Source organism: Flavobacterium sp. DW-iso2, assembly GCF_058725285.1.
Window position 1 is genome coordinate 129689 of sequence record NZ_JBZXDY010000006.1, and the last position, 18463, is coordinate 148151.

The 18463-nt window shown below is 34.4% G+C and carries 16 protein-coding genes; 14 read left to right on the top strand and 2 right to left on the bottom strand.

Annotated elements, in window-relative coordinates; genetic code table 11:
• The first annotated feature begins 241 nt into the window (after positions 1-241).
• Positions 242-1303: a hypothetical protein gene (locus AC4PRO_RS06200; RefSeq protein ID WP_492116715.1), complete on the top strand. Its 1062-nt coding sequence runs from the start codon at positions 242-244 to the stop codon at positions 1301-1303.
• A gap of 213 nt (positions 1304-1516) precedes the next feature.
• Here AC4PRO_RS06200 and AC4PRO_RS06205 read toward each other — a convergent pair whose 3' ends face one another.
• Positions 1517-1873 carry a helix-turn-helix domain-containing protein gene (locus tag AC4PRO_RS06205; protein WP_492116716.1) on the bottom strand — a complete coding sequence of 119 codons (357 nt, stop codon included), beginning with the start codon at positions 1871-1873 and terminating at the stop codon, positions 1517-1519.
• 2 nt (positions 1874-1875) lie between these two features.
• A complete protein-coding gene (locus AC4PRO_RS06210) occupies positions 1876-2205 on the bottom strand; it encodes a type II toxin-antitoxin system HigB family toxin (RefSeq protein WP_492116717.1) in 330 nt (109 codons plus the stop codon).
• Positions 2206-2617: 412 nt separating this feature from the next.
• On the opposite strand from AC4PRO_RS06210, the gene AC4PRO_RS06215 reads away from it, so the two are divergent.
• The 13 genes from AC4PRO_RS06215 (at position 2618) to AC4PRO_RS06275 (ending at position 17888) form a co-directional block, all read left to right on the top strand.
• Positions 2618-3598: a phosphatidylserine decarboxylase gene (locus AC4PRO_RS06215; protein ID WP_492116718.1), complete on the top strand. Its 981-nt coding sequence runs from the start codon at positions 2618-2620 to the stop codon at positions 3596-3598.
• A 174-nt stretch (positions 3599-3772) separates the two neighbouring features.
• Entirely contained in the window at positions 3773-4285 is a 513-nt protein-coding gene (locus AC4PRO_RS06220; protein WP_371539763.1) for a hypothetical protein, read from the top strand.
• Between the two features lie 141 nt (positions 4286-4426).
• Entirely contained in the window at positions 4427-4996 is a 570-nt protein-coding gene (locus AC4PRO_RS06225; RefSeq protein WP_492116719.1) for a Crp/Fnr family transcriptional regulator, read from the top strand.
• A gap of 65 nt (positions 4997-5061) precedes the next feature.
• Positions 5062-5589, top strand: a complete 528-nt coding sequence (locus AC4PRO_RS06230; RefSeq protein ID WP_492116720.1) for a GlcG/HbpS family heme-binding protein — start codon at positions 5062-5064, stop codon at positions 5587-5589.
• A 17-nt stretch (positions 5590-5606) separates the two neighbouring features.
• Entirely contained in the window at positions 5607-6014 is a 408-nt protein-coding gene (gene uraH / locus AC4PRO_RS06235) for a hydroxyisourate hydrolase (protein WP_492116721.1), read from the top strand.
• A gap of 315 nt (positions 6015-6329) precedes the next feature.
• Positions 6330-7121 carry a DUF6503 family protein gene (locus tag AC4PRO_RS06240; RefSeq protein ID WP_492116722.1) on the top strand — a complete coding sequence of 264 codons (792 nt, stop codon included), beginning with the start codon at positions 6330-6332 and terminating at the stop codon, positions 7119-7121.
• Between the two features lie 272 nt (positions 7122-7393).
• Positions 7394-8770, top strand: a complete 1377-nt coding sequence (gene trhO / locus AC4PRO_RS06245) for an oxygen-dependent tRNA uridine(34) hydroxylase TrhO (RefSeq protein WP_492116723.1) — start codon at positions 7394-7396, stop codon at positions 8768-8770.
• A 183-nt stretch (positions 8771-8953) separates the two neighbouring features.
• Positions 8954-10228: a PSP1 domain-containing protein gene (locus AC4PRO_RS06250; RefSeq protein ID WP_492116724.1), complete on the top strand. Its 1275-nt coding sequence runs from the start codon at positions 8954-8956 to the stop codon at positions 10226-10228.
• On the top strand, positions 10212-10691 hold the full coding sequence (locus AC4PRO_RS06255; protein WP_492116725.1) for a gliding motility lipoprotein GldH: 480 nt from the start codon (positions 10212-10214) through the stop codon (positions 10689-10691). Before AC4PRO_RS06250 ends, AC4PRO_RS06255 begins: the two co-directional genes overlap by 17 nt.
• An 8-nt stretch (positions 10692-10699) precedes the next feature.
• Positions 10700-13009 (top strand): penicillin-binding protein 1A, encoded by a 2310-nt coding sequence (locus AC4PRO_RS06260; protein WP_492116726.1) that lies wholly within the window; start codon positions 10700-10702, stop codon positions 13007-13009.
• 107 nt (positions 13010-13116) lie between these two features.
• Entirely contained in the window at positions 13117-13815 is a 699-nt protein-coding gene (locus AC4PRO_RS06265; protein WP_492116727.1) for a CoA transferase subunit A, read from the top strand.
• A gap of 74 nt (positions 13816-13889) precedes the next feature.
• Positions 13890-14549: a CoA transferase subunit B gene (locus AC4PRO_RS06270; protein ID WP_492116728.1), complete on the top strand. Its 660-nt coding sequence runs from the start codon at positions 13890-13892 to the stop codon at positions 14547-14549.
• A gap of 570 nt (positions 14550-15119) precedes the next feature.
• Positions 15120-17888, top strand: a complete 2769-nt coding sequence (locus tag AC4PRO_RS06275; protein ID WP_492116729.1) for a M4 family metallopeptidase — start codon at positions 15120-15122, stop codon at positions 17886-17888.
• The last annotated feature ends 575 nt before the right edge of the window (positions 17889-18463 follow it).

Sequence of the window (18463 nt, forward strand, 5' to 3'; positions counted from 1 at the left end):
TCTGATTGAAATTTAAAACCAGGCCTCGGATTGGTATTTTATTTGGAGCTATTTCCAGCTATTCGCTACAATCTTTTTTCCCGCTAAAAAGCGGATAAAAAAGGATTTCCACTGCTATCTGGGCTAGAAAGTCTTCGATCATAATAACTATTGTGAGAACTAAATAAAATTTAATACGAAAAAGATGTATATATTTGATGGTGTATATAAGTTGTATGCAATTACACAAAAAATTCAGTCTATGAATATTGCTATAAAAAAGAAAGAAAATTATACTTATTACGAAGCTTTTTACAACGACATTTATGTTGGTCAAGCTGAAAAAAATTGCAATGATGACAGCTTCTATCATATATATTTTGATTTAGAAAGTTTAACATTATTTTCAGATAATACGATAAGTGACTTTTTTAAGTTGGATTATGATTCATTTAGTTTAGATTTTGATAAAAAAAAATTTAACAATTTTGATTGGATCGAAGCTGATAACTGTTCGGCTTGGTTTAGTAATGATTTAAATTGTGATTTAAGCTTTCGTCCAAACTTTTTAGAATGGGATAAACAAATTAGCTTGTTAACACTAAGAAATCGTTTAGAGCAAAGTCTAAATAACAAGAATATTCAAACCGATTTTACACGAGATTTGATAGAGGAAGGCTTTAACATAACTTTCAAAATAAATTCTACAAGTTCAATTTTTGAAGAATACTATCGAATTTTAAATATTCTTGACGAGGAGATTAATGAAATTTTTCAAAGAATTGGCACCAATGAAAATAACGAATTATTAAGTATTTTTTCTTTCCCGCCTCAAGCAAAACAAGCGTGTGAGCAATATTTAATTTACTTTTCAAAGTTTTTAGAAGATTTAGGCATTGAAGTAATGTCGAAATTAGATTCCCAAGCAATAACTACATTTTTCACTGTAAGTCCAAAAGATTCAAGCGAAGCTTTATTAAATATCAAAGCTTTATTGGATGTTTATTTATCTATACCCCAAGTACTTGATTATGAAACTATAAATCAAAATAATTTTGACATTAGTGTACAGCAACTAATGTCAAATGTTTACCATTTGAAATCTCAATTACTATTAGCAAATTCAATAATACAGATTAAAGATGCTACAATAGAAAGCCTTAAATTCACCAACTTTCAGCAAACTCTTCTTATTAATAAAACTAACAGTAACGAAGAGAAAACATTAGACGGACTAATTACGATTGATCAATTTGAAGTGAAAGGCTTCAAAATAAATTCAGCTGAAATATTTAGAAGATTAAAACGGCAATTTCAAAAGTAACCCCGCTGTACGAAGTCTCTGCTGTGGCGAAGTCTCCTGACTTCGTACCCATTCCAATTGGCAACTCTTAAAATACCGGTCCAATTTTTTACTTGATAAAAAGACTAACAGTATTTGAGATTCTTACGGTATGACAAACGTGGCGGAGTTTGTTTGCAAGTTTCAAGAGCAATTTTCAACTAATTGTAATCAATATTTAAAGGAAAAACAATTTTAAGCCGAGTGCAAAAACACTTCTGCAGGAATACTGAAATAGTTTTTTAACTTCTGAGCCATTTTTAAAGTGATTTCACGCTTTCCAGAAAGAATTGCGGATACATGTCCTTTGCTGCCAATTATTGCTTCGAGATCTTTGGCCTTAATTCCCATTTCCTCCATTTTATATTTGATCACTTCTAAAGCGTCAAGTTCTGGTAAGTCATAATGTTTATCATCATAATCTTTAACTAAAACCAAAAGCAAATCGAGCTCATCACCTTCTGTAGTGTTTTCTTTTGCGTGAAATAGCTCCATCAATCGCATTGAAGCTTTATTGTAATCTTCTTCTGTTTTTAATACTTTCCAATTCATAGCTATTTTTTTTTGAAGTTCAAAATTGCTGTGTCAAAAGCAACAGTTTCCACATTAATTTTATCATACTCTTTGTGAGTTCCAAACCAAATCACGTAACAAGCTGCTTGCGAAAAATTTATTGAAACCACTAACCGAAAATCATTTCCCTTTATATTAAAAACAACTCTATCATTACTTATAATACTTGCATTTCCGTACACTCTTTTAAGTTCATTGAAATTCTTGAAATCTAATTTTGTAAATTCATTATACCAAATCAACAATTGCATTTTAGCAACTGGATATCTTTCGACGTAATACAAAATTGTTTTCTTTACAAGAATTTTCATTTGACAAAGATATACTAAAGTTTTCATTTTGCAAACTGTTGTTTTTCATTTAAAGTTAGAAAAAAGAGCTACTTGAATCAATATAAAGGCCTTATCAAACTTTTAAAGCGACCAAACCAATTGACAACCTCATAAATTACATTTCAAAATTTCACTATGGAGAACGATTTACAGCATTTGAGATTCCTGCGGAATGACAAACATGGTGGAGTTTGGGTGTGAATTTTTGCGAATCGAATTCGATTTTTCCTCAACAGTAATTCACAAAAAATATACTTTTAAAAAGTATATATCTATATTTAGACCCTCGTAAAGAACTTGCCCGTCATTACGCACGCGGAACAACGAGAACGAAACAATGACAGTGAAATTTTTGCTGCATAACGACAAGAAATAAAAAGGAAAGGCAAACATGAAAATTACAAAAACAAAAAAAAGCTGGTGCATCATTTTATTATTGCTAGCCATCATTGTTATACTAGCTTTTTATCCGTTGCCACCACAAGCTCCAATACACTATTACGATAGGGAAAGTGGGAAGTTAAAAACAGAAAAAGTGGCTGCCGAAAAGTGGTTAGTTTGGCTCTATAATAATCCTGTGGGCGAAGCAACATTATGGACTTTGGTCAAAAGAAAATTCGTTTCGTCTATTTATGGCAATATGATGGATCGTCCTTCATCGACTAAGAAAATACAACCCTTTATTGAAGAATTTGATATCGACATGAACGTCTTTGAAAAACAGGAGTACCACTCATTCAACAATTTCTTTACCCGAAAAATAAAAAATAATGCCAGACCAATCGATACGACCGCAACTAGTACGGTGTCGCCTGCCGATGGAAAAATATTGGCTTATGCCGATATTAGCAACAGCGATTTTATCGTAAAAGGCTATCGATTTGATGTTTTATCATTTTTAAATAATGCTAAACTTGCCAAAAAATACAGTGATGGCAGCTTGGTGATTATCCGGCTTGCCCCTGCCGATTACCACCGTTACCATTTTCCCCTTAGCGGAAGTGTATCATCCAACACCAAAATTGAAGGTGATTATTATTCAGTTAACCCACTTGCTTTGCGCAAAATGACCGAAATATTCTGCCTGAACAAAAGGGAATATACGACCGTTACAAACCCTGTGTTTGGAGAAGTTATCATGGCCGAAGTAGGCGCTACTATGGTGGGGAGTATGGTACAAACCTATTCTGGAGATTTTGTAAAAAAAGGTGACGAGAAAGGATATTTCAAATTTGGGGGATCCACGGTGGTGCTGTTATTCGAAAAAAATAAAATTAGCATTGATGACGATTTATTAAGTAATACTTTAAAAGGTTATGAAACTTCTGTCAAAGAAGGGGAAAGAATTGGCATTTCGATGATTACACCATAATGTCTCGTCCTAAAATAGATTTATATACCAGTTAAATACTTAGCAATCTGTGCGAGCACAGAATAAAAATCTGCGCTATCTTTGTAGTTATAAATTAGCAAGGGACTTTTATCGTGACGATTCAAATATGGATTGATAGTAACTACACTGCTTTCGAAAATTAAAAAAAACAGCATGGACAAATACTTACGACAATTAATTACAATAGAATTTGACGACAAAAAAGAAATTTTTAGTGGTTTTCTTATTGATTGGACTGAAGATTGGATCTTAATTAAAAATAATCCTGTCGATTTTATAATTGATGGTTATACGATATTGAGAAACAAAAATGTAAAGGCAATTATCCAAGACAAGGATCATGAATTTACCGAAAGAGTAATTAAACTTAAAGGATTAAAAACAAGTGCTGCCGAAATAATTCCACTTACAGATATAGCTGCAATTATCTATTTCTTGGCAAGTAAATATGAAATTTTCCAAATTGCAACAAAGTCGGATAAAGCCGTTTATCTAGGCAAACTGATAGAAATGGACGAGGAAGAAGTCGTAATAGACTTTTTGGGATCTGAAGGCGAATTTGAAGGTGAAATGAGTTTTAAGCCAAACAAAATAAGAGTGATCGAATTTGATACCGATTATATCAATTCGCTGAAACTAATTGTTGACGAAGAAAAGAAAAAGTAAAGCTCTTGACTTTACTAGGGCATTGACAACTTCAGAAGGGAATAATGGTTAAGCTAAAAGTATTATAAAACGGTGACTAGATTCGTTTTTCATTGTAAAATGCGATATTTTTACTAAATAAAAAGCAGTCTAAAAGGAATTATGTATCAGACTCTTGAAAAATTTTTAAAAGGTAAAACTAATATTGACCAAGAAACAATCACTAAAATTTGCTCGTTTTTTAAGTTGATAAAAACAAAGCGAAACGAACTACTTTTGAATTACGATCAAGTATCGAATCATTATTATTTTATAAATAAAGGCTGTATCCGTTTGTTTACCACTTCTAAAGAAGGCGTAGAAAATTCTCGATATTTTGCTTTCGAAGGGAATTTTGCCACTGCTTTACCCAGCTTTATTGATCAGCAAACTGCCGAAGAATACTTGCAAACTATTGAGAAATCAGAATTACTATGTATATCTAGAAAAGACTTTTATTATTTAGTAGACACCGAACCTCTTTTTGCTAAAATTTATACAGAAATATTAGAACTTGGTTTTATAATGGCTCAAAAGAGAATTTATGGATTTCAAGGTTTTGACGCCTTGGATAAAGTTAAATGGATTATTAAATACCAACCGCAATTACTTCTAAAAGTATCTAATAAGATGGTAGCTTCTTATTTAGGAATGTCGCCTTCTACCTTAAGCAGAATAAAATCCAAACTCTAAAAACGTTGACTTAGGGCAACTTTTTTGCGTTTTATAGCCAGTAACTTTGCAGAAATAAATTGCAAATGAAAACTATATTCTTATTTCTAACACTGATTCCAATGCTATCCATTGGACAAAATAAAATTGAGCCTTCAAAAACGATATTTTCCACTAGTAGCTATGTCAAATCGGTTGATAATTTGACTTTAGTGGCGGCGTTTGAACTATCTAAACGTGTAACGCAATCAGCAGCGAAACTAAATACAAAAGTTTCGATGGCGATACTTGATGCTTCTGGAAGTACTATTTTAATTCTATGTGCTGATAATGTGGGTCCTCACAACACAGAAGCTGCGCGAAGAAAAGCCTATACGGCATTATCAACAAAAACAGCCACATTGCAACTATTAAGAAACACCGAAATAAATCCCGACTCAAAAAATCTAAACACGCTTCCCGAATTATTACTGTTAAGCGGCGGCACACCAATTTGGTATAAAGGAAATATTATTGGAAGCATTGGCGTAGCTGGTGGAGGAAGCGCTGAAAATGATGATCTGATAGCTAAGTCTGCAGAAATTAAGGAAATAGGCATTACAACTACAAAATAATTTAAAACTCAAAAAAAATGAAAAAGTTACTCTTAACACTCACCTTAGCATTGTTTGCAACACTGTTATTTGCACAAAAAAACACTTATCAGCTTTCTAGTCATATTCTAGATGTGTCACAAGGGATGCCTGTTAGTGGCGTTTCTATAAAATTAGAAAAGTACAATGAAGAAGCGAAAACATGGTCTTTTGTTGATGAAAAAATTACTGACGCAAACGGAAGAATTAATGATTTTTTAAATTCTGAAAAATCTAATTTAGGAATTTATAGGCTTACTTACTTTACAAGTGATTACTTTAAAAAGAATAACACAGAGAGTTTCTATCCATTCATCGAAGTCGTTTTCCAAATAAAAGATCAGAACCATTATCACGTTCCCATTACACTTTCTGCTTTTGGATATTCAACCTATAGAGGTAATTAATTTAATGCGATAGTTAAAAAGAACTACACCTTCTTCTGGCTTGTTTAATTTTAATTTATTGACTAATAGGATTTTAAGTCCCGAAACTATCGGGACTTAAAATCCTCTTTTTTGTTAATCTCAAATACGAGAAAACATCTCTAGCGTTAGATAGCCATTCGATTCTGAGATATTATAAATAACTCAAAAACAAATTCAATATAACCACAGCTAAACAAGCATCTCAAAAGCAGAAAGGAAAAATGGTTAAGTTAAAATTTATATAAAACCGCAACTATTTTCTATGTTCGCTATAAAATGTAATAATTTTAAAAAATGAAAAAAAATCTACTACTACTTTGTGTTACTGCAGCGCTTTTATTGTCTTGTAATAATAAAAAAAACAACACTGAAGTAACAGATAAAAACGACACCATTGCAATTGAAAAGCCACTCACAAAAGCAGATTCTATAGTCAATCGCGCCATCGAAGCCCACGGCGGAAAATTGTATAATGATGCCGATTATTCTTTTGAATTTAGAGGCAAAAAATATCGTTTTAAGAACGATGGAGCTGCTTATACCTATTACTCTGAAGTTCAAAAAGGAGATTCGTTGATTAAAGATGTCATGACTGCTGATAAATTTGAAAGAACTATCAACAGTGAATTACAATCTTCAAGCGCAGCAGATGCTGGAAAATATTCAGAAGCTTTGAATTCAGTTATTTATTTCGCTACGCTGCCGTACAAATTGCAAGACGCTTCTGTAAATAAAAAGTATGTAGAAGAAACAACTATTAAAGACAAAAAGTACGAGGTAATCGAGGTAACTTTTGGTCAAGATGGTGGCGGAAAAGATTTTGATGATGAATTTCATTATTGGATAAATAAAGACACACATAAAATTGATTATTTGGCCTACAGCTATCTAGTTAATGACGGCGGTGTTCGATTTAGATCGGCTTTTAATACAAGAGTAGTTGATGGCGTTACTTTTCAGGATTATATCAATTATGAAGCACCTGTTAAAACCGCTTTAAAAGATTTGCCTCAATTATTCGAACAAGGAAAACTAAAAGAAGTTTCCCAAATACTTACTGAAAATGTGGTGAATAACCGCAACTAAGTAACTTGATTGGAAAACAAAAAATAGCTCAGAAGTATATTCTGGGCTTTTTGTGTTTTAGGAACATCTTATAATGAAATCAAAATTTTGGTTGCCCCAAACCTGCCCTAGCCCAGATGGAAACGGCATCCTTTTATGCCAGGGTTTGGCATGAAAGATACAGTGGACAGCTGGAATAGCTCCTAAAAACTTAGACCCTCAGAAACTTTGTCACTCTGTCACTTTTCCTTACTTTTGCAAAAATAATTTTTCACCCTTAAACCGTTTATAGCATGCAACTGTATAACACTTTAAGCGCAGAAGAAAGAGCCATCATGATTGATGATGCCGGAAAACAAAGACTTACTTTGTCTTTCTATGCTTATGCGCAAATTCAAGATCCAACACAATTTCGTAACGATTTATTCCGCGCTTGGGATCCACTAGTGGTTCTTGGTCGTATTTATGTGGCCAAAGAAGGAATAAATGCCCAGTTATCGCTTCCTGCAGATAATTTCTACGCTTTTAAAGATACTATTGAAGCCTATGATTTTATGCAAGGTATGCGACTGAATATTGCGGTGGAACATGACGATCACTCTTTCTTGAAATTAACGGTAAAAGTACGTGACAAGATTGTTGCTGATGGTTTGAATGACGAAACTTTTGATGTGACAAACATAGGAGTGCATTTGAAAGCCAAAGAATTCAATACTATTTTAGACGATCCAAATACTATTGTGGTTGATTTTAGGAATCATTACGAAAGTGAAATTGGTTATTTTAAAGGTGCTATTACACCTGATGTAGATACTTTCCGTGAATCATTGCCTATTATCAACGAGCAATTACAAGATTTTAAAGAAGACAAAAACCTGGTTATGTATTGCACCGGAGGAATTCGTTGCGAGAAAGCTTCGGCTTATTTTAAACACCAAGGTTTTAAAAATGTATATCAGTTAGAAGGTGGAATTATAAATTACGCCAAGCAAATAAAAGAAGAGAATCTCGAAAGTAAATTCATTGGGAAAAACTTTGTATTTGACCACCGCTTAGGCGAAAGAATTACAGACGATATCGTTTCACAATGTCACCAATGCGGAAAGCCATGTGATGTACACACCAATTGCATCAACGAAGGTTGTCATTTACTTTTTATCCAATGTGAAGAATGTGCACAAGCCATGCAAGGTTGTTGTTCACAAGACTGCGTAGATGTGATTCATTTGCCAGAAGAAGAGCAAAAAGCGATTCGTCGTGGAGTAAAAAACGGAAATAAGATTTTCAAAAAAGGAAAATCAGATGTGTTGACTTTTAAAAATAGAGAAGCAAATCTTGATCCTTTGGCGGCAGTTCCCAATCTTGCTGATTTAACAAAATCGAAAGCGTTGGCCAAAAAGCAACCAAAAATAAAGAAACTATACATTGGTAACGGAACACATTTTTATCCAAAACCAAGTATTGGACAGTTTTCTATCGAAGAAAATGAAATCAAAGTGGGTGATACTATTTTGATTAAAGGAATGACGACTGGAGAACAACAATTAGTTATTACTGAAATGCAAGTGAATGATATAAAAGCTGACAAAGCAGTTGCGGGAGACATTTGCACGTTTCAATTGCCGTTTAGAATTCGATTATCTGATAAATTATATAAGGTTTTAAACTAATATTTATAACCTTAAGTCCCTAAAAAGCCTATTTCATTCACTTGAAATAGGCTTTTTTTTATAAAAACTTTATTATTTTGAGAAAAGTTAACTTTTGCAACTTAAGTTTAAAAAATGCTATCTTTACACATTAATCTTTTTAAGAACTTAAGTTGTGCTCGTCACAACACTATATATAAAATTATGGCATGTACAAGTTGTTCAACTTCTGATGGTGGATCACCAAAGGGTTGTAAAAATAATGGGACTTGCGGCACCGATAGCTGCAATAAATTGACTGTTTTCGATTGGCTTTCAAATATGACTTTGCCTAATGGACAAGCACCTTTTGACTGTGTTGAAGTCCGTTTTAAAAATGGGAGAAAAGAATTTTATCGCAATACTGAAAAATTGACTTTAAGTATGGGAGACATCGTTGCAACGGTAGCTTCTCCTGGGCATGATATTGGAATTGTTACTTTGACCGGAGAGTTAGTAAGAATTCAAATGAAGAAAAAAGGAGCTAATCCTAACAGCAACGAGATTCCAAAAATCTATAGAAAAGCGTCACAGAAAGACATTGATATCTGGTCTGTTGCACGTGAAAGAGAAGAACCAATGAAAGTTCGGGCACGTGAATTAGCTATTTCTCAAAAACTAGAAATGAAAATTTCTGATATTGAATTTCAAGGAGATGGATCTAAAGCTACGTTTTACTATACGGCAAATGACAGAGTCGATTTTAGACTTTTAATTAAAGATTTCGCCAAAGAATTCAGCACCAGAGTGGAGATGAAACAAGTCGGTTTCCGTCAGGAAGCAGCTCGTTTAGGAGGAATAGGTTCTTGTGGAAGAGAATTGTGTTGTTCGACTTGGTTAACTGACTTTAGAAGTGTAAATACTTCGGCAGCTCGTTACCAACAGTTATCATTGAACCCACAAAAATTAGCAGGACAATGCGGTAAACTAAAATGTTGTCTAAACTATGAATTAGACACTTACATGGATGCCTTGAAAGGTTTTCCTGATTTTGAAACAAAATTAGTTACTGAAAAAGGAGACGCCATTTGTCAAAAACAAGATATTTTCAAAGGATTAATGTGGTTTGCCTACACGAATAATTTTGCCAACTGGCATGTACTTAAAATTGAAAAAGTACAGGAAATCATCGCCGAAAATAAATTAAAAAATAAAGTGTCCTCACTTGAAGATTATGCAATTGAAATCATTCAGGAAACAGAGAAAGATTTTAATAACGCAATGGGGCAAGAAAGTTTAACTCGATTTGACCAACCTAAAAAGAGAAAAAAACCAAACAAAAAACCGAAGCCAGCGGGAGATAACAAACCAGCAGGAGATAATAAGATTGTGCCAAACAATAAAAAGCCAGCAAACAATGGTCCTTCACCTTCAAACGAGAAGAAACCAGCTATAACAAGAAAACCAATAATTATTACTAAAAATGAGGCTAAGAAATAGCATTTTTTTCGTTTTGATTGCGATACTCTTTTTTTCATGCGATAAAAAAAGAGTTTTTGACGAATATCAATCTGTGGGAAGTGCCTGGCATAAAGACAGCATTATAACATTCGATTTGCCAGAATTAGATTCTACAAAACGATTTGATTTATTCATCAATTTAAGAGACAATAACAATTATCAATACAACAATCTCTTTTTGATTGTATCTGTTGAAAAAACAAACGGTTATACAAAAGTGGACACCTTAGAATACCAAATGGCAAATCCAGACGGAACATTGCTAGGTAACGGATTTACAGACATTAAAGAAAGTAAGTTATACTTTAAAGAGAATGTACAATTTAAAGGAAAATACAAAGTCCATATAAAACAGGCTGTCAGGGAGACCGGTAAAGTTCCCGGAGTGACGCTTTTAGAAGGAATTACAGAAGTGGGATTACGAATAGAAAAAAAAGACTAGGATAATTTATGGCTGCTATAAAAAACAACAATAAGGGCAATACTGCTGATAAAGATTTTAAGCATTATACTAAAATATTTTGGAAATTTTTCCTTTACGGAATGGGCGGTATCGCACTATTTTTCTTATTTGCCTCTTGGGGACTTTTTGGTTCCATGCCTTCCTTTGTAGACTTGGAAAACCCAGACTCTAATTTAGCTACGGAAGTCATTTCGGCTGATGGTGTAGTGATTGGAAAATATTACCAACAAAACCGTTCTCAGTTAAAATATTCAGATTTGCCTAAAAACCTAGTTCAAGCTTTGGTAGCAACCGAAGACGAGCGTTTTTATGAACATTCAGGTATTGACGGTAGAGGTACGCTAAGAGCGATTGCAAGTCTTGGTACTAGCGGAGGAGCGAGTACGCTGACACAACAACTAGCCAAACAATTGTTTCATGGCGAAGGATCAAAGTTTTTGCCATTTAGAATTGTACAAAAAGCTAAAGAATGGATTATTGCAATTCGATTAGAAAGACAATATACCAAAAACGAGATATTGGCAATGTATTGCAATGTCTATGATTTTGGTAATTATGCTGTAGGAGTAAGTTCAGCGGCTCAAACTTATTTTTCTAAATCTCCAAAAGATTTAACTATTGAGGAGTCTGCTATATTAGTGGGAATGTTCAAAAACTCAGGACTGTACAATCCGGTACGAAATCCCGTTGGAGTAAAAAACCGCAGAAATGTAGTGCTTGCGCAAATGGCAAAAGGAGCCATCATTACAGAAAAAGAAAAAGAAAGATTACAAAGTTTACCCATTACTCTTCATTTTAAACTCGAGAGCCACAGAGAAGGAACGGCGACTTATTTCAGAGAATATCTTCGTGATTACATGAAAAAATGGGTTGATGAAAACAAGAAACCGGACGGATCTGATTATGATATCTATAAAGATGGATTGAAAATCTATACGACTATTGATTCCAGAATGCAGTTGCATGCCGAAGAAGCAGTTACTTCCCACATGGCAAATCTTCAGCAAGAGTTTTTTATTCAGGCAAAAAACAATAAAAACGCCCCCTTTGTTGGTATCTCAGACAAGGAAACCCAGCGTATTTTAACCCAAGCAATGAAATCATCAAACCGATGGGCTGTTTTAAAATCAGCAGATATGAGTGATGAGGATATCATAAAATCATTTAGTGTAAAAGCAAAGATGACCGTATTTACCTGGAAAGGAGAAAAAGATACAATTATGACTCCTATTGATTCCATTCGTTATTACAAACATTTTCTACAATCAGGACTTATGGCTATGGAGCCTCAAACGGGTAACATAAAGGCTTGGGTAGGCGGAATTAACTATAAGTATTTTCAATATGATCACGTAGGCCAAGGAGCGAGACAAGTAGGTTCGACATTCAAACCTTTCGTTTATGCTACAGCTATTGAACAATTAAATATGTCTCCGTGTGATTCAATTATTGATGCTCCTTTTACGATGCCAGTAGGACGTCACCACGCAACAGAAGCTTGGAGTCCAAGAAATTCAGACAACAAATACAGAGGAATGGTTACCTTGAAAAAAGCGTTAGCCAATTCAATCAACACGATATCTGCAAAATTAATGGACAAAGTAGGTCCTGAAGCAGTAATTAAGTTAACTCACAAATTAGGAATAAAATCCGAAATTCCAGTTCAAGCCTCAATTGCCCTAGGAGCAGTAGATATTACGGTAGAAGATATGGTAGCTGCATACAGTACTTTTGCTAATCAAGGAGTGTATACCAAACCCCAATTCTTAAGCCGAATTGAAGATAAAAGTGGCGTAATTATCTATGAACCCATTCCTGAATCGCACGATGTTTTAAATAAAGATATCGCATTTGCAGTCATCAAATTACTCGAGGGAGTTACAGAAGGAGGTTCTGGATCAAGACTGAGAACCACAGGCGGAGGATCTGGTGACAATAGATGGACAGGATACCCATATCAGTTTACAAACCCAATTGCAGGGAAAACAGGTACTACACAAAATCAATCAGATGGTTGGTTCATGGGAATGGTTCCCAATTTAGTTACAGGTGTTTGGGTAGGTTGTGAAGATCGTTCGGCAAGATTTAAAACAATAACATACGGACAAGGAGCAACCGCTGCATTGCCGGTATGGGGTTATTTTATGAAACTTTGTTATGCTGACCCAGAATTAAAAATATCTAAAAGTGAATTTGAAAGACCAGCCAATCTTTCTATAAAAGTAGACTGTTATACTGCACCAGTAGCAAAAGACACTACCAATACGCTACAAAATACAGATGAATTTGAATTCTAAATAAAACAAGAATTAAGTAGATTTCCAAATTTTAGATTCCAGCAGCGGGTACTTTTCACGATTAAGAGTGTTTCAAAATACAGCTGTTTGGACTTAAAAAATAGACTATGATAAATAAAAAAGTAGATAACGTTCAAGTTGCTCTTGAAGGAGTTGAAAACGGAATGACGATCATGTTAGGCGGTTTCGGTCTCTGTGGAATCCCCGAAAATTCTATCGCAGAATTGGTAAAAAAAGAAACTACCGGTCTAACTTGTATTTCTAATAATGCTGGCGTTGACGATTTTGGTCTTGGCTTATTATTACAAAAAAGACAAATCAAGAAAATGATTTCTTCGTATGTTGGAGAAAACGCTGAATTTGAACGCCAAATGCTTTCTGGAGAACTGGATGTGGAATTGATTCCACAAGGTACTCTTGCAGAACGTTGTCGCGCAGCCCAAGCTGGTATTCCCGCATTTTTTACTCCCGCAGGATACGGAACAGAAGTTGCAGAAGGCAAAGAAGTAAGAGAATTCAACGGAAAAATGCATGTCATGGAGTTGGCTTTCAAGGCTGATTTTGCTATTGTGAAAGCTTGGAAAGGAGATACAGCAGGGAATCTAATTTTTAAAGGAACTGCGAGAAACTTCAATCCTTGCATGTCTGGAGCAGCAAAAATAACTGTTGCGGAAGTAGAAGAATTAGTGGAAGCTGGAACGCTTGATCCTAATCAAATTCATATCCCTGGAATATTCATACAACGTATTTTTCAAGGCGAGAAATACGAAAAGAGAATCGAGCAACGTACAGTAAGAATTAGATAATGAGAAAATCAGTTAATTAGATAGTGCAAACCAATTATCTAATTTCCTAATTCTCTAATTGACACATAAATATTATGGCACTAGACAAAATAGGTATTGCAAAACGTATCGCACAAGAGCTTAAAGACCGCTATTTCGTGAATTTAGGGATTGGTATACCAACATTGGTAGCCAATTATATCCCAACAGGAATTGACGTTGAATTTCAAAGTGAAAACGGCGTTTTAGGCATGGGTCCCTTCCCTTTTGAAGGAGAAGAAGATGCAGATATTATCAATGCAGGAAAACAAACAATAACGACGTTACCGGGAGCCTCCTTTTTTGATTCAGCGCTAAGTTTCGGAATGATTCGTGGGCAACATGTTGATTTAACTATTCTGGGTGCTATGGAAGTTTCTGAAAACGGAGATATTGCTAACTGGAAAATTCCAGGGAAAATGGTAAAAGGAATGGGAGGAGCAATGGATTTAGTAGCTTCTGCCGAAAATATTATCGTTGCCATGATGCACGTCAACAAAGCGGGACAATCTAAGATTCTAAAAAAATGTAGTTTACCATTGACTGGCGTTGGTTGTGTAAAAAAAGTAGTGACTGAATTGGCTGTATTAGAAGTAACATCTAAAGGCTTTAAATTATTAGAACGTGCACCAGGAGTTACCGTTGAACATATTATTGCTTCCACTGAAGCAGCATTAGTTATTGAAGGTGAAATTCCAGAAATGGTTATTGACTAAAACCCATATCCTTACTATCAATAATCTACTCTTTACGAAAAAAAGGAACACTTGATTACAACTTATTAAATCGGAACCGAATTAATTTTCTGTTCCGATTTATTTTTTTTATTACTACTAGCATTCCTTACTTCTACAAACATGCTTTCTTTGAAATCAGCAACTCCTTTGACGAATACATTATGCTTTCGCAAATAATCCAAAAGTAAGATTCCTTCAAATTAAAATATTATACATACTGTAAATCTAATTTTGAGGAATCTGCAACTAATTTTGAAGGCTTTCGTTGCCAAAAAATCTAAAATTAGATTCCATAGAGAAAATAGCATTTGCCATTTTATCAAATATTTGACAAAAAGTCACCTAAAATACCGCTGAAATTTCATCTTGTCTTTCAAAAATGAAATTTGAAATTTTTAACCATCCCCCGTAAATGCTGATAATATTTACTTTTAAATGTGAAAAAACAATAAATACTAATAAAATTTATGAATTTTGTAACACATATATCATTTTGTATTACATTTGACCATCAAAATTTTAATTTAATTAACCTTTAACCTACAAAAAATGCAAACAAAATTACTCGGTAAAGTTGCGCTTATTATGAGCGTATCCATGTTTACTATCGCAGGAAATGCCCAAGATTCTGCCAAAAATGTAAAACAGAAAATTGTTGACCAAAATGGGAAACCATCCCTAATCACTTTTAATGAGAAATCAACTTATAAAACTTCAGATTCTCAAAAAGTATTCACAGAGCAGTTGGGATTAAACACTAATTCAAATTTTTCTAAAACTAAATCCGAAACAGATAAATTAGGGTTTTCACATGAAAAATTCCAACTGTACCATCAAGGAATAAAAGTAGAATTTTCTACTTATACTCTTCACTCCAAAGCAGGAAAATTAGAATCGATGACCGGTGATTTTTATTCGTTAGATAAAGCGAATACCGTACCCACTTTAACAAAAGAACAAGCTTTTGTTCATGCATTAAAAAAAATAGGCGCCAAAGAATATCTTTGGGATTCAGCAGAAGATGCTAAAGCAATGAACTACGAGAAACCTACTGGAGAGTTAGTTCTACTTCCTATATTAGATGCTTCAACGTCAAAACTAAAAGACAACAACTTACGTTTAGCGTATAAATTTGATATTTATGCATCATTACCCGTAAGCCGTGGAGATTTATATATTGATGCAGTTACTGGCGAGGTATTACTTTACAATGCCACGATCAAACATCTAGGCGAATATAGCTACGGTAATCATGCAAAGTCTACTGATATAGTAAAAGACCAAGCAAACACTGCTTTTGTAGTCGCTGCTAATGCTGCAACACGCTATAGCGGAACTCAATCGATCCAAACTACATTAAGTGGTTCGACCTATATTTTATCTGATGCCACCCGTGGTTTAGGTGTTCAAACCTATAATTCGGCTAGAACAGCTACTTATCCTACAACTAATTTTACTGATGCGGATAATAACTGGACCGCTGCTGAGTATAATAATACAAATAAAGACAACGGTGCTTTAGATGCACATTGGGGAGCCGAAAAAACCTATGATTATTGGTCTACGAAACATGGTCGAAATAGTTATGATAATGCCGGAGCAAAAATAAAAAGTTACATACATTATAATCTAATTGCAGCTGGATATCCAGATAATAATAATGCGTTTTGGAATGGTTCTGTAATGACTTATGGAGATGGAAGTGGCACCGGCGGATTTGATATATTGACAGCATTAGATGTTGCTGGTCATGAAATTGGTCACGCCGTTTGTAGCAACACAGCCAACTTAACTTACTTAAATGAGTCAGGCGCAATGAATGAAGGATTTTCAGATATCTGGGGCGCTTGTATTGAGTTTTCAGCAGCACCAACGAAATCAACTTGGTTAATTGGAGAAGATATAGAAAAAAGAACAGGACATTTGTCATTACGTTCTATGAGCAATCCTAATGTTGAGGGACAGCCAGACACATACAAAGGTACCTATTGGTACACAGGAACAGCAGATTCTGGAGGAGTACATACCAATAGTGGGGTGCTAAATCACTGGTTCTATATTTTATCTATTGGTAAATCAGGGACAAATGATATCGGAAGTGCATTTAATGTAACAGGGATTACAATAGCCAAAGCGGAAAAAATAGCCTATCGTTTAGAAAGTGTTTACCTATCCGCCAGTTCTAATTATTCTAATGCTCGAACATATGGTATTCAATCAGCAGTAGACTTATATGGAGCTGGTTCTGCTGAAGTAATTGCTACTACAAATGCATTTTATGCCGTCGGAATTGGTGCCGCTTATGTTGGCTCAACTGACACCACTGCGCCATCTACACCAGCAGGTTTAGTAGCTTCAGGAACTACTTCAACAACTACAAACTTATCTTGGACAGCTTCTTCTGACAATGTAGCAGTTACAGGATATAATGTGTATCAAGGAACAATATTAAAAGCTACTGTTACAGGAACAACCTATGCTGTTTCAGGATTAACAGCGGCCACAGCTTATACTTTCTCTGTAAAAGCAAAAGATGCTGCCGGAAATTTATCTGCCTCAAGTAATGTAGTAAATGTGACTACATCAGGAACTGCAGTAACCTATTGCGTTTCAAAAGGAACAAATGCAACTTCAGAATACATCGACTACGTTAGTATAGGGGGAATTGCAAATACATCTGGCGCAAATGCAGGATATGGCAACTTTACAGCCTTGACAGGAAACGCTCCTTATGGTTCAAACACTATATTGTTTAGCGCAGGCTTTAGCGGCTCAGCATACACTGAATATTGGAAAATCTGGATTGATTATAACAAAAACGGTGTTTTTGAAACTTCTGAAGAAGTCGTTTCTGGATCTTCTTCAAGTAGCGCTAACCTAACAAGCACATTCACAGTACCAACATCAGCTTTAGCAGGTCTAACGCGTATGAGAGTATCCATGAAATACAATGCAGCGCAAACTGCATGTGAGACTTTCTCCTACGGAGAAGTGGAAGACTATACAATTAATATTGGTGCACCAGCAATTACTGCAATTACAAGCATTACAACTGCGAAAACTGCTATTAATTTAGGAAACGAAAGTTCAATTTCGGATGTAGTATTGTATCCAAACCCTGCAAACAATATCCTAATTGTAAAAATGATGGATAGTAGAGAAGGAACATACAGACTTATTAATTTCCTTGGTCAACAAGTAGCCACAGGTAAATTATCTGAAACCGGAATAAACGTTAGTCAATTAAGAGCTGGAGTTTACATCGTAGAAGTAAATGACGGTCAAAAAACAGTTGCTAAGAAATTCGTTAAAAATTAATTCTATTACCAATACTATAAAGAGGCTGTCCGAAAAGAAATTTTCGGACAGTTTTTTTTTTTAAACATACCAACTTGTAATTTCACGAGACAAGTACTACTTGAGTATCCCATTGCATAACGTCTACTATTCATCTCTAAGAACATTTTGAAATAAATTAATTTAATTCAAAAGATTCATACTTCAAGGTTAGTAGATTCTGTGTTATAAAAATCAAACATTTTACAAAAAAAATTAAAAGGTATGGTCGAAAAAAAATTTAGCAAACTAGTCAAGATAATCCTTGACTTAGAACTTATTGGTATTCAAAACAGTCCAACCAATTTATAGCCGCTGCTTTTTATCAAAGTGAGTTCGATTAGCAATCATTTAGATAATCGGTCAATTGCGTTTTCCATTTCCTATGCTATGTGTCAATTTAAAAAGACTCGAAAGAACTTATTTCATACTCAAAACCTCTTGTACGAGCCCGAACAGGAATTTTTAGATTGTTCTCTCACACTAAATATTAAAAATTTATTCTGAAAAATCTAAAACAACAACAGCTTTTTTTTCAATGGCTTTCCGCCTATCGA

Bases quoted from the DNA above. Each gene is read 5' to 3' on its own strand.
- AC4PRO_RS06250 (WP_492116724.1), top strand. From the start codon at position 8,954: ATGGCATGTACAAGTTGTTCAACTTCTGATGGTGGATCACCAAAGGGT.
- trhO (WP_492116723.1), top strand. From the start codon at position 7,394: ATGCAACTGTATAACACTTTAAGCGCAGAAGAAAGAGCCATCATGATT.
- AC4PRO_RS06230 (WP_492116720.1), top strand. From the start codon at position 5,062: ATGAAAACTATATTCTTATTTCTAACACTGATTCCAATGCTATCCATT.
- AC4PRO_RS06270 (WP_492116728.1), top strand. From the start codon at position 13,890: ATGGCACTAGACAAAATAGGTATTGCAAAACGTATCGCACAAGAGCTT.
- AC4PRO_RS06275 (WP_492116729.1), top strand. From the start codon at position 15,120: ATGCAAACAAAATTACTCGGTAAAGTTGCGCTTATTATGAGCGTATCC.
- AC4PRO_RS06240 (WP_492116722.1), top strand. From the start codon at position 6,330: ATGAAAAAAAATCTACTACTACTTTGTGTTACTGCAGCGCTTTTATTG.
- AC4PRO_RS06225 (WP_492116719.1), top strand. From the start codon at position 4,427: ATGTATCAGACTCTTGAAAAATTTTTAAAAGGTAAAACTAATATTGAC.
- AC4PRO_RS06260 (WP_492116726.1), top strand. From the start codon at position 10,700: ATGGCTGCTATAAAAAACAACAATAAGGGCAATACTGCTGATAAAGAT.
- AC4PRO_RS06220 (WP_371539763.1), top strand. From the start codon at position 3,773: ATGGACAAATACTTACGACAATTAATTACAATAGAATTTGACGACAAA.
- AC4PRO_RS06205 (WP_492116716.1), bottom strand. From the start codon at position 1,873: ATGAATTGGAAAGTATTAAAAACAGAAGAAGATTACAATAAAGCTTCA.
- uraH (WP_492116721.1), top strand. From the start codon at position 5,607: ATGAAAAAGTTACTCTTAACACTCACCTTAGCATTGTTTGCAACACTG.
- AC4PRO_RS06265 (WP_492116727.1), top strand. From the start codon at position 13,117: ATGATAAATAAAAAAGTAGATAACGTTCAAGTTGCTCTTGAAGGAGTT.
- AC4PRO_RS06215 (WP_492116718.1), top strand. From the start codon at position 2,618: ATGAAAATTACAAAAACAAAAAAAAGCTGGTGCATCATTTTATTATTG.
- AC4PRO_RS06210 (WP_492116717.1), bottom strand. From the start codon at position 2,205: ATGAAAATTCTTGTAAAGAAAACAATTTTGTATTACGTCGAAAGATAT.
- AC4PRO_RS06255 (WP_492116725.1), top strand. From the start codon at position 10,212: ATGAGGCTAAGAAATAGCATTTTTTTCGTTTTGATTGCGATACTCTTT.
- AC4PRO_RS06200 (WP_492116715.1), top strand. From the start codon at position 242: ATGAATATTGCTATAAAAAAGAAAGAAAATTATACTTATTACGAAGCT.